Here is a 17,792-nt window from a genome sequence, read left to right as displayed (position 1 = left end):
TTGTATTAGTAAAGACATTGGGACTAGGTTCAACCAGTTCTCCAAATATTTTGTCTATAAGCTTTTCAGGTGGAGGTGGAGGTGGAGGTGGAGGTGGACAAGTTTATGGAGAAGATGTCGCTGGCGATGGTGGCGATGGAGGAATAGGGGGCTTCGGAGGAGGCGGAGGAGGCGGAGGTGGAGGTGGTAAGGATATTGATTATCAGGATGAGAATGAGGATGGTGATGGAGGGATATTGGGCGAAGGTGGCGAATTCGCGGGTGCTGGAGATACTGGTGAACGGACGAAGGATGATGATAAGCCTGAAACTCCAGGCGGTGAAGGCGGTCAAGGAGGCGGTGGTGCTGGCTTAGGTGGTGCTATCTTCGCCAGAAGCGATGCTAAGTTAATAGTTATCAATAGCAATTTCACAGACAACACTGTTGAAGGTGGAACAGGGGCGGAATCTGGTCAGGGGAAGGGTCAAGCTATCTTTACAGAAAATAAAGATGAGCGCGACAACGGTGACTCCGTAAACTTCAACAACGATGATATACCTGCACTCAGCATTGCAGTAGCCAATGCAGTAGCCAATCGAAATGGCACTGTTGAAGAAGGAGAGAAAGCCCGATTTACAATAAACGCTGACAAGACCTCTAATGGTGATGTTAAAGTCTATTACTACATCAGTGACGTTAATGGTGCTGAAATAAATAAGGACTTCAAAGCCAATGAAGCTGACACAATAATCTTGCCGTCCGGGGAAACAGAAGTAACCTTAGAGATTACTACCTTAATCGATAAAGTAAAAGAGGGAGATGAAAGCTTTACCATAACGCTTTTACCAACCAATCAGTACAAGCGTGGGACAAAAACAGAATCTTCGGCCACAATCACCATTAAAGATATTAACTACACAGCTGAAATTGATTATAGTAAATCCAAAGTAGAAATTACAGAAGCATCTGATCCTTTGGAATCTTCCACCAAGAGCAATGAAATTGACGTAGATAAGTTAAAATCTATCGGTTATGTCACCGTTAAGTTAGATAAGGCTGTCAACGGAAATCATTTTAACAACGCCCTAGCTGCTGGCTTACCTGTTTACTACAAGATTGAACCGAAAGGCAATGAGGGAGAAGCAAAAGACTATCTCGCACCTCAGTATAACTACAATGACACAGTACACCCAGATAAAATTGTTGATGCTGTGGTCGTCCCTGTCGATAAAGATAGTGCCAAACTCTATTTTGCTGCGCTTCCTGATGTAGTGAAGGAAGCACCAGAAGAATTCACCCTCACCATAGAGACGTTTACTGATAGCAATATCAATACTGCTCTGAACAACGTCCTGGGTAGTGAATACCAATTTTATGAAGTGGACAGTACTAATAGTAGTGCCGCTCTCACAATTAATGATAGTGACGAGTTCCAGGCAGAACTAATCGTCGTCGATAGCATTAATGAAGAAGTAGTCAGTGAGGAAAACCCTCTGGTTCCCAGCAGCGACGGTAAAGTTAGCTTCAAAGTCAAATTAGGCAGTCAGCCAACTGCGGATGTCACAGTTAATGGTGTTACCTTTACCTCAACGAATTGGAATCAGTATCAGCCTCTTAGCGTTAATGCCACAGTCGGTACACCAGTCAGCTTAAACGCCACTAGCGCAGATAGCAATTACAACAATAAATCTATCGATTTACCGACGGCAGCTCAATACAACAAGCTGAAGATCGCGGAAGGGGATAGTCCTGATGTCAGTCAGCGTGAATTGTTTATCAACGTAACAGCAAAGTTCCCGACAGTTAAAGAATCAGGGACAAGCGACGAGAGCGGATTTAGCATCAATCTGAGTCAACCTATATCAAGAGAATTGACGGTCAATTACACTCTGGGAGGTACGGCTCTAATAGGAACAGACTACGATCTCCTGGGACAAAAAACTGTCGGAAGTTTAAGTATTCCCAAATATACCCGTAGTGTTGATATACCCATCAATGCGATCGATAACTTTATCGTTGATGGAAACCGCGATATTACAATTACCCTGTCTGAGTCTAGTGAATTTACCATCGACGAAAAGCCAGCTACCATCACGATAGAAGACAACGACAAACCGGCTATAATTATCAGCCAACACAACCCAGATCGACCCAGCGATCAAGATATCGCCTACTTAATTCCTAAAATTCAAATTGTTGGAGAAGATGGTCAGGGAGGGTTAATCGTCCAAGAAAACGAACCTCTCGTGGAAAAAATCACCTTCACCAAAGTGGGAGAAGAAGGTCGTGCTATCTCTAGTGGCGCTAGCGGTCAAGGATTGACCAAAGAAATCTGGGTTGATATCGAAGGGGATACCATCGAGGAGTTAATTTCAAGTCCATATTTCCCCGATCAGCCTTCAGAAGCTTCTATTATTCCAGATTTTAGTGTTGAGCAAAATACAGATGCTTTCGGACGGTTGCGCGGGTTGCTCACTCCCCCTGAAAAAGGAGATTATACGTTTACCGTTGAGGGAAATGATACAGCCGAGCTTTGGTTAAACAAAAATGGCTCTAATTACGAGGGTAGAGAGAAAATAGCAAGCGGTGACACCATTTCCTTAGAAGCAGGTCAGCAATATTACATCGAAGCGCTTTACAAAGAAGGAACTGGCAACGGAAAACTAAATGTCAAATGGACAACACCTAGCTCATCAGATAAAGAAACCATCTCCAGTCAATACTTAACTCCGTTCACCATTAATAAAGGCTTTATCAAAGAAGTCTGGAAAGATATCTTAGGATCTAGGGTTGAGGATTTAACATCAAAGGAAAATTATCCTAATAAACCTTCATCGGTAGCTTGGCTACCCAGATTATTAGATGTTTCCAATAGTGGAGATAGATATGGAACGAGAATCCGGGGGAATTTAATTCCACCAGAAACTGGAAAATACAAATTATGGATTGCCTCGAATGCCAATTCAGTACTGAAGTTGAATCCAGAAGGCACAAATCCTGAGCAAACCCAGACCATTGCCAAAGTAGAAGGAACAGAAATTTATGGAACGGCAAAACTAACAGGACTGACACTAGGAACGCTTCAACCAGGGGAGGTAGTTCAGGTAGACTTGGAGCGGATTAATGATGGTAAAGAATGGACGTTTGAGTTGACTACTAATGTTAAACCTGTACTCGTCAGTGACAAGTTACAACTTATTAATGAAGAGGGAAATATATCTGAGTTTGATTACTCCGTTAGCCAGGAATCAGGAGAATCCATAGGTGATAATAAGTATCGCAATACCTGGAAAATAAGTAACAGTCGAGGGAAGCAAATTTCATTTAAATTTAGAACACAGAATCCTTTTGTCAGCCAAAATCCAAGTCTTGAAAACCCAAAAATTGATGTTCACGATTTAGTAAATCCCGAAATAGACTTTCCCCAGTATCAACAGTGGGATTGGAATGACAGCCAAGAATCAGAAGAAATTTTCCTAGATCAAGGAAAGCAATATTACATAGAAGCCCTTCAAAAAGAATATCTTGGGGACGATTATCTATCGGTAGCGTGGCAAACTCCTAGTAGCAAGGTGCCAGCAGTGATATCGGCTGAATATCTCACCCCATCAAATATAATCATTCCCGTCAGAATATCGGCAACGGTGGTGGAAGAGGAAAGCAATAGCGAAATTCAGCTCAAGATCGAAGATCAGGAATTTGAATACAACGGGAAAACATACAAAGTTTCTGGGTTAACGCTTAAGAGTGACGGTAACCTAAATTTCTCTTCCGGATTTATTGGAAAAATTGAAACGGATACCGCTATTAATAACGCGGAAACCACTACGGTACAGCTGACCCCTGTCGAAATCAGTGCAGAGAATGAGCGAGAAGTTACGTTAACGGAAGGGCAAGTCGCGCGATTGGGGTATCAGTTGGCGACACAACCAGAGGTTGATGTAACGGTAAATCTCACCGTCATGGAACAAGATAGGGGGGCGGAGATACAACTATCCAAGAAGGAATTCACCTTCACTCCACAAGATTGGAATCAGCCTCAATTTGTAGAAGTAACTGCTGTTAAAGCTGGTGAAAACTACGCAGATTCTCAGATACAGATAGTAGCAGAATCGCTGCAAGGCGGAAGCGAATACGCTGGGGATAAACCATTTGTAAATGTCTTAATTGTCCCGAAACAGTTAAGCGATGACTACAGAATTACCATCAAAGCTAATGAGGAAGTTACCAACCTTGGATTAGATGACACAACTGTAGATGAAGGCCAAAATTTAAGCGCCATTCAGGTTCAATACCGCGCCGAATCTGATGCTGACCCAGAACCAGTTACTTCTTGGGAATGGAAAATTGAAAATGGAGCGTTAATTGCTCAAGAAGGCGCAGAAGAGTTACTCCGCCTGGAATGGAGTGACCTAACTCTCCCCATTCCCCAGGGAAATAACCCCAACTTGAATTTAAACGTAAAAGTCACTTCAGACTTCTTCAAATCAGGGTGGAGTAAGGGAGAAGTAACGATTTCGGGAATCAAAATCTACTTTGCGTCTAAGGATGGGGTAGCAAAAGACCCGGATGCTAAAGTCACAGTCAGTTTAGTGAACGGTCAACCGACAGTAGAAGCACACTTCCAGTTAGTCGGTGAGACGGGAGTAACTGATGTGACCTCTTTCTCTTATACTCCCCAAGGTGCAGACTTGCCGATTGTCGCTTTTGTCGCAGATCAAGAGAGCATCATTACAGAATTCGGTGAACTCAAGGTCGATAATTCCGGCAATTGGGAATTTGAACCCAATATTAATTTCACTGCCGGGAAAACGATTGTCTTTACGGTCAATCCAGGTTCTAAAAACATCACCATTACCCCACCTGCGAACTACGATACGCAAGCGCAGATTATCACCAGTCAACTCGCCCTACTCGATAAAAAAGCCACCCGGGTGACAATATCTGCCAGTTATCCTTCAGTAGAAGAAGGGCAAACAACCCAGTTGAAGTTTACACTCGCTCAGCCAGATGATGTAGACACTAAGATTTACTATGAAGTCGAGACACCAAATGTCAACGCTCCTGGCAATATCGCCCTCTCTCTAGAAGACAATCGCTACATCAGTATTGGCGAAAATGGCATCCCTTTAGGGACAGAATTTACGGTAGAACTTTGGGCGCGTCCCAATCAATTCACTGGAATTCAGGGTTTATTAGCAGCTGGTGAACAATACCTGCGTTTGAACAATCGTCAAATCCAGTTCAACATTGCATCACCAGAGAAATCTGTCAATATACCTGACACGATTCGTGATGATGAATGGTTCCATATCGCTTATACGGTGGATGCTTCTGGTCAATCCAGCATATATATCAACGGACAAAAACAATGGAGTGAAAAACAATCACCTCTAGAATCTGCGCCGAACATTACAAGCATCGGAAAAACGGGAAACACAGATTACTTCAAAGGTCAAATCGATGAAGTGCGCTTGTGGGATGTTGCTCGAACAGAAACGCAAATCCAGCGATCGCGCTCAACAACCGTCTCCCAGGACGACGCCAACCTTAAAGGTTACTGGAACTTCAATCAATTAACTCCCCTCAATCTCGTGGGTGAAACCAGTACATCTCAATTGATTGCTGCGGACGGAACAGAAATCTTAGATTGGAAGAATCCCGCACTGTGGGAAGTTCGACAATCAGCGACTTCAGGAGAAGATTACGAACCCATCAGCGGATTTGCAGAAACTCAAACCAACCTGTTCAATCTGGATGCAGGAAAACTCGGCGGTCGTACCACCTTTGCTGTTGCTGATTTCAATAAAGATGGAAAAACCGACGCGGTGGTTCTGGATGAGTACGGCAACCTTTATTACTACGAAAACATCGGGCAGACCGCATCAGGTAACCCACAATTCAATGCGACCAAACTTAGCATCAAGCTAGAAGGAGCTAAACCCCTCACCGCAGGAGATATCAATGGAGATGGAGACATCGACCTGCTAGTAGGAAGCGAAGACGGAACGATCGCATTGATTGAGAACACAGGTAATGCGATCGCTCCCACATTTAGCTCCCCCATCCAGGAAAGATCCGATGGTAGCGTCCTCAGCTTTGGACAACCCGTATCGCCGACGCTAGTAGATCTCGATGGGGATGGAATATTAGAACTGTTCACCATCACTAACTCTGGAGAGATTTCCTCCTTCAGTAACAGCAAAACAGCTTTCTTCCGACAACAACAGAGTGCTGTGAAATCTCTCTCCGCTCGATCTGGGGAAGGATACTTCCTGCAATTCATCGATCTAGATCGAGATGGCGATCTTGACTTGCTGATCGACCACCCCAAAAACCGAGCAGGAGAGTTGCCAGGTACCTTACACTACCTAGAAAACTTCGGAACCTCGGAAAAACCCTACTTCGTCGAGGCAACTGACTCCTTAATCGTCAAATATATCGCTCCCGTGCTGCATCACGTGACTTATGGGCAACAAACCCTGAGTCATCCTTACGACCAAGTAGAATTCTATGCCTTTGCAGATTGGGATGGAGATGGTGATGCAGATCTCTTGGTAAGCGATAACGAGGGAGTTATTCACTTGCAAGAGAATGAGAATTTAGGCTACGTTACCATCCCGGCAGATCAAACCGAGGCAACTATCGATGTAACGACAATTGAAGATCATAAGGTTGAACCGAAAGAGTTTATTAAAGTCAATATCTCTTCAGGTTTAGTCGATAGTCAAAAATACTACACCGACACCTTGAATAACTCCGCCGTGATTGAGATAGTCGATAAAGATCAAGCGGGAATAGTATTGCTAAATACTGATGGGACACCGATCTCCAAACCAGTAAGTCTTGCAGAAGATAACCCAGTAAGGACAACCTATCAAGTTAAATTAAACAGTCGTCCAGAGCAGGGAGTTTATCTCAAGATCGCGAGTAATAGTCTCAAAGATGGCTTAGTTGCCAAAACAGTGCAAGGGGAGTTAAAAGGCGAAATTACTCTCTACTTTTTACCTGATGAATGGAATACACCGAAATCATTTGTAATCGGTGGAGTGGATGATTTAATTGACGATGAACAGGCTGAATTTAAATATGTCATCAAAGCGAGCAGCGCTGATTACATCTATAACAGCGTAGTCAATCAGATTGATGCTGTTAGCGTGAATAATGACAAAGCTGGAGTCGATATATCCTTAGATAATCTGCCCAATGAAGCAGGAACAGTAAGTCTGGCAGAAGGAGCAATCAACACTGTTAAGGTTAAATTAACCAGCCAACCCACCGTACCTGTAACCGTCATCCTAGATCCAATTGACAAGCAGTTGACCCTCTATCCACAGCGGAAGATCGTAGAAATTAAAACCGCTGACCCGGTTACTAGAAAGTATAAGAAGAGTCGCTCAGATGCATTTGTAGGCGAATATGGAACCTTAACTTGGGAACCTGATGGGCGATACTCTTACACTCAACATAAACCAGCTGATAAAGCAGGACTGACCGATAACTTCTCCTACGCGATCGATGATGGTTACGGTGATATTAGCCACGACCACCTAGGGATTGATCTGCCCTTCGAGGAAGGAGTAAAAATGCCCTTCAAGGAAGGAGTAAAAACCCAACCTCTCATCCAAGAAAAGAAAGGGAATCTCTTCTATAACCCCAACCAACTTGCAGGAGATCCAATCCGACTCACGTTTGATCGGAGCAATTGGAACCTAGAGCGAACCGTAGCGGTAGCTGCTGTCGATGACGATATAGTGGAGTACAACCACGGTTCCCAACTCAATGTCAAAATAGCGGATCCAGAGACAGCGGTCATGGGAACTTATGGATCGATCTCTTGGACAAACTCAGGAGAATTCACCTATACCCTGTTGAATGGATTAACCATAGAAGGTGAACAAACTCTGAGCGAGCGGTTCTACTTTACCCAAAGCACAGATCTCAAGGCGAACCATTTGCTCGATTTCACCATCGCTCTTGGCGATCCATCTGAAGCGACAGAAGAAGAAACAAAGCTCATCGTTACAGCGAAAATCGATGGGGAAGATATTGAACCACCTCTCGCGCTAGAGGATGGAAAGTATACAGGTACATTACCTAACCCAATCACGGGACTAGGAGTCGAGAGGATGGATGCCGTTTATAACGCCCTCACTCTAGCTCCTATTCCAGTCAATATTGAGGACAACGACAAACCCATCATCCGCGCCGCCGTTAACTTGAACGCCCAAGAAAACACTTATCCAGGGTACTTTACCGTCACCGTTGATAGCGGTCCGGTGGAATATCCAGGAGGGATTGGCATTAAATATACGGTCTTCGGAACTGAAGATAACAACGGCGCAACCGCTGAAAGACAACGCCACGAAGGCGACCCAGGACCTGATTTTCAAGGGTACGAGACAGAAACACTTCGCACAGGGACTCTCTATATCCCAGAAGGGAAACAAAGCGCTAGTCTGCCTCTGTTCCCGATCGACGACTCCACGCCCGAAGAATCTCTAGCGGAGCGATTTGAAAAGATTATCTTGAAAATTGAAGCTCCGAATGAAGGGGATTACTATGCATTAGATGCCAGAAACCCTGACACTCAAAAAGCAGGAGTTCGGATAATCGATAACGAAGAAGTCGGTCTTAAGTTCCTGCTGCCGGATTCAGGGTTCGCAGTAGATGAAGGTGGGGAAACTGCATTCCGAGTAGGGTTGAAGTCTCAACCTCAACAAGAAGTTGAACTCAAGTTCTACTACAAGGACATTGTCTATAACAATTACCCTGATGCCACTTATCTGGAAATCTCTCCCGTAACATTCACTCGCGACAACTGGAATCAGTGGCAGTTAGTGACAATTGGTGCTTTCAACAACCTCGTTTCTAATGATGACGATCTGAATCCGCGCTATACCGATATTTACTTCACCTTGGGAGTAGAGACTAACGACCCCTTCTACAACTCTACGAAAGGCGCGATTAACCAAGTTCTCGACGCAGAAGGCGAAATTAACACTGAGTACACGATCGCGCAGGTTAAGGGACAACCGATCTCTGGTGAACAGACGAATGTCGCTGGGGATTACGGAAATATCACAGTTAAACCGAATGGAGACTATACCTACGAACTCACCTCTGATCTTCTATCGGAACTCAGCGATGAAGACCCCCAAGAGTTGCAAAAAACTGGAAAGCTGCTTGATATATTCGATTACACCTTAAACTCCATTGGCAGAAGCAGTACAGTTGAGCAGCAGTTAGCCGTTGAAATCAGGGCGCTCAATTTAACAACAGCAACTGATAAACAAGTTGGCGCTGATATTCCAGGACTTCACGGGACGCTTAACTTGAAGGTTGATGGTAGCTATACTTATACCCTCAATTCAAGTGAAGTACCTGTAGATCCAAACTGGGTAATCAGCGATCGCTTTGTCTATTACCTACAAGATCAAGACGAAGAAGAGCAAACCACCGAAACTCAATACACATTAAATCTCATCATCACCCAGACTGGAGATCAGCGCATAGCAGAAGCTAATGGTGAGGGAATCGAGATTGTGGGTGATGTAATCACGGGTAATGCGATCGTCAACAGTGAAGCGTTGCGAACAGAGACAGCGTTCACACCCACGATTACTAAAGCAGGTACGACGACCATTCAGACGGTTGTCACCAATATGTATATCCGAGATCAAAACGGTCTTGACCTGCGGGATAAAGATGATAAACGAGTATTAGCTAATCCCATTTTCGATACTAATCCGCTAGGATTTGCGGATGATTCAGTCAAGGTCACCGAAAATACATCAATCCAAGGTCGCTATGGAGAACTGACCCTCAACTCGGATGGTAGCTATACTTACAACTTCCAGATCGATGAGGTTAAAGGTGTTGATGAAAATAATGAAGATTGGGTAGTCCATGACCGCTTCAGTTATCACCTCAGCGATCAGACTGATGCTTACTTGGAATTAGTGACCTTTAAGGAAAATGAAAACCCAAATCCAGTTGTTACTGCCAATGGTGTAGTACTCCAGAGTGATGACGGGATAACGTTTACAGGAAACTTAATCGATAATACGGACGTTACAGTTGAGCGAGTTGGGAGTGGGCGTTTCAGTTTCTTATTACAAGAACAAACCCTTGACCGCGCCAAGGTTAGCGAGGGATTAGTTCTAGCTTTCGAGTCTTTGCAAGAAGCTGTATACGATACCGATGTTCCCCTAATTGGTCGCTTAGGTGGCGAAACCGCTACTGATGGAGGAAATACAGCTAACGAAAGTCGGACTCCAAGCTTCTTAGATCGCTTTACAGGTCCTCTCAGGAGTGATATCCTGGCACAGCCGCACTTTACCACCCAAGGTTTAGAAAAAGCGCTACAGAGAGCGATAAATAGCGCTTTCGGCACAGAGGTTCCTGTAAGAGTCATCAAATTCGATACCGAGAAGTTGCTGTTTAAATTTAGTCTGGCTCATGGCTATCCATTAGTTAACGAAGAATTCGCTACCGATCTAGGTTTACCCAAAGTGATGACTCTCGATGGAAAATTTATCCTCAGCGCGAAATATAACCTAGATGTTGTAGCGGGTGTGAAATTCCGTAACGGTTTTGACGCCTTTATCGTCACGGATCAGGAAACTTTAGATCAATTGCTCGGCGATCCCAAGAGTCCGCCAACTAACCTCTTCACTGTCAAGACGTCGAGTGGTGCTGTTCTTCAAACAGATGTTTATTTTTCCGGGTCAGGTGGTTTGAATCCGGAAAAACCTACAATCACTCCTCCTGTTGGTGTTGAATTTGATTGGGAATTCGGCCAACTTCCACCAGATCTAAGTATCAAGGTCGGCCCGGCTATTAAAAAATGGGGTAACGCTATCAATCATCTAGGGAAAATCGTCGGCATAGCGAAAGAAGATGGCAAGGAAGCTAAATTTATCGAGATTTCTCTAGAACAGCCATCTGCTATCTCTGCTAATTCTGAAAAAGAAATTCAAATTCAAGCGACTGTCGATCCGGATAATCTCTTAGGAAGCGTTACAGCTGAACTGAAAGGTAAACGGGAGTTGCTTAAAGGGGTTCTCGCTCATTTAAAGTCACAAGAAATCGTCTTCAAGGATACAGAAATAAAAGTCGCCGATGCCTATGGCGAAGTATCTCAACCATTGAAAATAGACTTTAAGGTTAAAGTCGAGAAATATACCGATCCGACTGTGTTTAGCGTTTCGGCTCAGACCTACAAGGCTTCGGTAACCTTTGACAGTGCCAATTCTGAAAAGCCTGAAGAAAAACCAGTAATAGTTGCAGGAAATACCCTGACAGGAAATCCATTTACGACAACAAACAAAGCAGTAAAAATATCTGCTGGCGACTCTACATGTAATAACTTGAATGCTGATGGTAAGGAAAAGCAATGTAACACTACATCTGGGGTTGTTAATATAACAGGAACGCGAGCAAGTAGTGGATACAAATGGAAATGGTCTTTCAAAGCTAATCCTGCCAACAAGCTCTCCGGTTGGAATAATCAGGGAACTAAGTTAGTTGACGTTAAGATCTATGAGCAAGGGATTACCGAACCTAAAGTAAAGGAAGAATATACCCTACTGCGAGAGTCTCGCCCCTGGTTTATTAAGACTCCCACTGCTGAAGATTCCACGACATTCAAACCCGTTACCAAGGTTGCTGCCGAAATAGGAGCTACTCTAGATGTCAGTGGCGCAGCCGAACTGTTCGTCTTAGCCGCCACCGTAAAACAAGCGCCAATGCAACCAGCTAATCCGGCTAAGGGTGGATCTATTCCCGAAGTCTATAAACAGTTAGTTGGCAAGCAAGAAGAACCACTGCCGGTAATAGGCGATCAATCCACCAGAATCGAAGGTAAGTTCGGGACGCTAATTATCAATGCAGATGGGACTTACAGTTATCAATTAGATCCAGCCTTATATGACGACACTAAGACTCGATCTATTGCGATCGCGGACAAAAGCCAAGATGATCTCCAACTCAATGGGATTCCTAGTTTAGAAGCAGTGTTAGATTTACCCCCGTCAGGAGGGTGGGAAACTCTACCAGAATTAACAAATGTAAAAACACTTAAGTTCCTGTACGAGCAAGTCAATGCAGGAAACTCAGAAATTGGGGTTTCCGAACTGAAAGATGAATTCTTCATCGCTACCAACCAGGATAAGAATTTCACGAAATTAGAACTAACCCTGAAACCTCAAAAGGCTCTTGAGGATAGTTTCAATAATCAGCCCTTAAACTCAACATTAACTTTTGACCAAGAAACACATACTTGGAAAGGGGGAGTTATTTTCCGAGATCCTGTATCTCCAGTTGTCGAACAAGTGTCATCAGGAAAAATTCAACCCGTTGGTAAAGCCAGAGGATTCGTTGAACTGGCGTTAAAAGATACAGCGACTACGAGCAAAGACGGCCTACTCACCTTGAATGAACTTAAAGGTTTTAAAGATGCGTTGCAATGGTCTGTCGGTGGAGATACTTCCCTATTCCTCGACGTAAACGCGGGGCTTGGCAAGTTTGGAACTGGAGATGCAGCTAGTCCTTACGAGCAAAGTCTTCCCCTGCCCAATGTGAAATTCAAACTTGGCCTCGACTTAGGATACAAATTTGTCGGTGATTTAGGAGATGTTGCTCGTGGAGGTAAGTTCACTTTTGGAGTTTACGATCTGACTTTAGATCTAGGTTCTCTAATTTCTGAAAAGTTAAAACCCCTCATTGAGACTACTGATGATGCTATAGAACCGATTAAGCCGGTAGCCAAAGCCTTAAGCACGGACGTGAAGGTCTTCAATAAGATCGGGTTACAAGGAGTATTTGATCAAAATAATAATGGCTCTGTGACTCTGATCGAAGTACCACAAACCTTAATGCTACAACTGGGTAGCGGAGCGCAAGCTGAGAAAGCTGAGAAGATTCGGAAAATCAATAAATTCCTCGATTTTGTCGCTGGGATACCCACTGTTATTAATACCCTCGACGACCTCAGCAATCAATTAGAAGGACAGTCCGCCTTCGATGCAGATATTATCTCTGCGGATGGTTTCTTGGTTAACCCACTAGATGTGAGGATTGTTCCTCAAGCTGGCGCTCCGGGCGAACCTCTGACAAGTCCAAAATTCATGCCTTATGCGGATGCTTTGGGTAACATTTTGATTGGTTCAACCGAGAGTTACCAATACGAAAAGACTCTAGGTGGGGCAGTTAACGAGCAGACGGTCACAGCAACCCCCGCTGCTGCCTCCCAGACTCCAAGCGGAAATAAAGCTAATCATAAATCTTTAACTAAGGTAAAAGATCAGCTTCAAAACCTGCAAAATTTAGGATGGATAGATTTCCCGATTTTATCCAACCCTCTAGATGTGCTGAAATTGATTTTCGGGGAACCAGCCACTTTAATTCAGGTAAATATACCCGACTTTGAATTAGAGTTCGAGTTGAGCAAGTCATTCCCAGTCTACGGCCCTGTTTCCGGGATTATCGATGGAGACATACATCTAGGGACTAACATTGACCTAGCCTTGGATACCCTTGGTTTGCAGGAATGGATCGGCACAGGTGACCCCAGAAAGATTCTCAATGGCATTTTTGTTCCAGATTGGACGACGAAGAGCTATGAAAGCGGTGGAGATACCGCATCCTCCAAACCTTCCTACTTAGGTGAGCAACAAACCGTCGGAAACAAGACTATCTACGATAAAAACGAGCTTTATGCCAATTCTTCTATCTCGGTGGGTGGCGGTTTAGAGTTGATCGGCTTCGGTGGATTTATGGGTGGTGGTATCGGCGCGGATGGTGGATTCGACCTCCTCGATGTTGGAGAAAAATCCAGCAACTACGACGGAAAAATCCGAGCTTTGGAAATTTTCGATCGCCTTGACGATCCTATAACCCTCTTTGATCTGAAGCTAAAACTTTACGCCTTCGTCGAGTGTCTGGTTAAAGCATTCGGCGCAACAGTTTGGGAGCGAGACTTAGCAAGATTCCAGCTGGCAGAATTTACCCTTGGGGGTTCCTCCAGCGAGGTGGGACGCGCGCTTGACTCAACGATTGTCGGTGGTACGGTCTTCTTTGATGCCAATTTAAACGGTATCTTTGATGCGGGAGAACCGTTGACCTTCACTGATTTTCAAGGCCATTACGCTATCGACATTCCCTACCTTTCCTTCGATAAAAATGACAATGGAAAGATCGATCCGGATGAGGGACGTGTTGTCTTGGTTGATGGAATCGACACTTCGACTAACCTTCCTGTCTACAGTCCTTTGTCTGTGGTGCCTGGAGTAGAGATGATTACTCCTTTAACAACTCTGATGACAGGATTGGTGGATTCAGGAATGTCTCTAGAAGAGTCGCAAAGTCAGATCAAGACTGCCTTTGGTATTGAGCAATCCTTAGACTTAACTACCTACGATCCCCTAGCGCGACTCAAACAAGGAGATGATCGAGCTTTAAAAGTTTACGAAGCTCAGATTCTCGCCAATAACCTCATGTTCCACTCTGCCCGCATCTATAGCGAATTTACGGGAGTTCAGACCAAAAACGCTTACTCTGCTGTGATTCCAGCAGTCGCCCAAGGAGTAGCGGATTTCGCTAACGATGCAGCACGATTTGGGGATAAAGTCAAGCTGGAACAGGCGGCGATCAAACCCCTAGTGAATGCGATTGAGACTAAACGAGGTTTGTCTCTAAGTGCCGACGAGTTAACTAAGTTAGAACAGGTATCTAATTACCTAGCCACAGCCTATGATTCTCTAATCAAGAGTGTTGATGCTCAGGAGAATCTCGTTGAACCTCTGACATTACTATCGGGTGAACAAGCTCGTCTTAAACTCGATGTTACTGCCGGATTAGACGAGATTTTAAATTCTGATTAACTCAGGACTTACGCAAACAAACTAAGGTGATCCGAAAAATCTTTGGTTTTGCAACCAGAGAGCGACTCAGAAACCGGGTTTCTGGCAATGTCAAGGAGAATCCAGGCGGGTGATATGATGTCCGCCTAATTACCCTTGGTAAAAATCTCTCCCTTTTCACCGTGTCACCCTGTCACCGCGTCATTCCTAATTATGGGTGTTTAACCGGACATCATATGATACCAAATCCGTACCTAACGCCCCCTTTTTCCCCACAGACACCGCAGCTTCTTGCTGACAAACTCTCGCCCGCAAGAAAGCGCTGGCGATCTTGCTAGCGCACCACGCGGGCTATAGAAAAAGGGGGTATGATATCAAGTCCGCTAGCATCGGTTGTATATGGTCGTGGTGCAAAAGCTGTTTTTTCCCTCCCACCTGCTCACCCGCCCACCTGCTCACCTGCTAGCTAAACGCAACCGATGCAACCGGACACGATATGATACAAAATCCGCTTTCATAACCTCAAATTGATCCGAAAGACTGGAAGGAATCTGTTGGCTTGCTTAGTAGAATACCAAGCCCCTCACCCAGTCGCTATAGTTCTGGTTCAAAATAGCGATTTTCATCAAAAACATCATAAGTCGCTAATAGTTGTTTATCAAATAACTGTTGTACTTTCCCCTACTCTAAAAGAGTTGCTTGTACCGTAGACAATATCCAAACTCTAGCTGGAAAAATGCTGAATAGCTAATAACTCAAGTTGCTAGTTATCTCATGCATAAGAGCTAATGGCTAATGGCTAATGTCAGTAAAAATCCTATATTAGCAATTAGCAATTAGCCAGCTGGCAACGCGCTTGTTTATAACTCATAACTCTATCAATATCAATTGATGTAAAATTTTGTTGCGCGAGTGAAAATAGAAATACACCGACAGGGATATAATCAACCGCAGAGTTTAACAAGCTCATCAATAGACCTCTTGCCAAGGCAAAGGTTTGAGGAGCTTCTGTTGCTTATTTCTTGTGAAAAGTTACCGAATAAAAGCAAGGAGTCTAATCAGATCGCACCTTTGGGAATTGTGCCTTTTGAAGGCCAAACTTTTTGATCAAAGGAGTTATTCAAGTTAATGAGCATTCCGATACAGGTTTCACCGTCAACGAACGATCTGACCCTGTCAAAAGATCAGACGTTCGCCGAAGTGGTGAAAGTGACTATCCCGAAATCTGGGGTAGTCCCCAAAGTGGATGTCTATTTTCTCGCCGACACGACAGGCAGCATGAGGACGGCGATCGCCGCCGTTAAGAGTGGCATCGTGGATGTGATGACCAGAATCCAGGCGCTAGGGTCTGATGTCTGGTTCGGGGTAGGGGACTACAAAGACTTTCCGGCGCCGGTTGCCGACGAACATCCCTACGCATTCAAGCACCAATGTAGCCTGAGTGCCAATATCGCCCAAGTCAAAGCCGCGATCGATTCCTGGACGACCTCTCCCGGTCAGGACACTCCAGAAGCCCAATTCTATGGACTCGATCAAGTAGCCGAACCACCAGGTGGCAAGATCGGTTGGCGTGCAGATTCTAAGCGGATTATTGTTTGGTTTGGCGACGCCGCCGGACACGACTCAGTCTGCAAGGCAATTTCCAACCTCTCCTACGACATCACCGAGGCATCGGTCACCGCCAAGCTAGTCGCCGAGAAGATTAAGGTGTTGGCACTAAGCATGAACACCAACTATCGCGCCCCAGCAGGACTCGACGACGAACCCAGAAACTCCTCCAGCGCGTTTAAATCTAAATGCGGCGAACCAGGAGGCACACCCGGACAAGGGACAAGAATCGCCAACGCGACAGGTTGCAAGCTGGTCCAAGGTGTGAGTGTGGATACGATTATCGATACCATCACCACGGAATTATCTGCACAGATTACCACGATTGGCAACGTCAGTCTGGTAGCCAAGGGCGCCACCGCACCTTTTGTAGTTGCAATCGCACCTACCGCCGGATATGGTCCACTCAGCAGAGACCAAAACCACGAAATTAGCTTTAACGTTTCCTGGATTGGCACCGTGGAAGCCACCACCCAGGTTCAGGTCTTCAACGGGTCCCTAGACGTCGTAGTTGACGGCGAAATCGTTGGCGGCAAAACCGTCAAAATCACAGTACCAAGTTCTGTTCCAGAACTACCACCAATTGAACCCGAGGAGGACGATATGGTCGCACGCCCAGAAGATGTTTCCGGTACCTGGATGTTCATTCACCAAGTGACTGGTACTTATTTACAAGCTCCAGGTTACAATGTCGATGTCAACGATCATGTCCATCTCTGGACCCTTGATCCTCCTAATACTACAGCAGGATACCAAGGACACCTGTGGGTTCTGGTCAAGCAGACTGATGGCACTTACCTGATCCGAACCTACGAGAAAGATTTCGCCTACAAGGAGAATTTGTATCTCCAAGCACCAGCCAAACCTGGGAATGACGGATATCCAAGGTTGCAACGGCGCAGCCAAACTGAGTTGCAGTTCTGGGTATTGGTGCCAGTCAGCGGCGATCCCGACACTTACGGCATCCAACCGAAGTCATACCCCGAATATGCCCTCGGTCTGATTGGCAATAATTGTCAAAACGGCATCGCTGTAATTACCAACCGCACCTGGGGAAAACCAACTTTCCATCACTATTGGCGACTGAGCAAGGATTACACTGGGGGGAACTAAATCTCAGTACAGACGGCTATCTACCGTGGCGGTACCAATGCCAAGGGTAGTTGGTTAAAACTTTCTGGAACACAGACATTGTTTTGTTCCTTAATCTGTGGGAACTAATAACTCAAGTTGCTAGTTATCTCATCCATAGCAGCTAATGGCTAATGGCTAATGGCTAATGTCAGTAAAAATCCTATATTAGCAATTAGCCATTAGCAAGCTTGCAACGCCAAAGTTTAT

The 17,792-nt window shown here is 44.9% G+C and carries 2 protein-coding genes; both read left to right on the top strand.

What is annotated here, in order from left to right; genetic code table 11:
* Nucleotides 1-50: 50 nt before the first annotated feature.
* On the top strand, nucleotides 51-14,864 hold the full coding sequence (locus ACE1CM_RS27070) for a LamG-like jellyroll fold domain-containing protein (protein ID WP_374881955.1): 14,814 nt from the start codon (nucleotides 51-53) through the stop codon (nucleotides 14,862-14,864).
* Nucleotides 14,865-15,971: 1,107 nt separating this feature from the next.
* Nucleotides 15,972-17,564, top strand: coding sequence for a hypothetical protein (locus ACE1CM_RS27065; protein WP_374881954.1), 1,593 nt, complete (start codon nucleotides 15,972-15,974; stop codon nucleotides 17,562-17,564).
* Nucleotides 17,565-17,792 lie beyond the last annotated feature (228 nt).

Source organism: Microseira sp. BLCC-F43, assembly GCF_041929235.1.
GTDB lineage: Bacteria > Cyanobacteriota > Cyanobacteriia > Cyanobacteriales > Aerosakkonemataceae > Microseira.
The sequence above is the reverse complement of the archived record's forward strand: the minus strand, read 5'-3'. Positions and strand labels throughout refer to the sequence as shown.

Coding starts and splice junctions, on each gene's coding strand:
- ACE1CM_RS27065 (WP_374881954.1), top strand. CDS start 15,972: ATGAGCATTCCGATACAGGTTTCACCGTCAACGAACGATCTGACCCTG.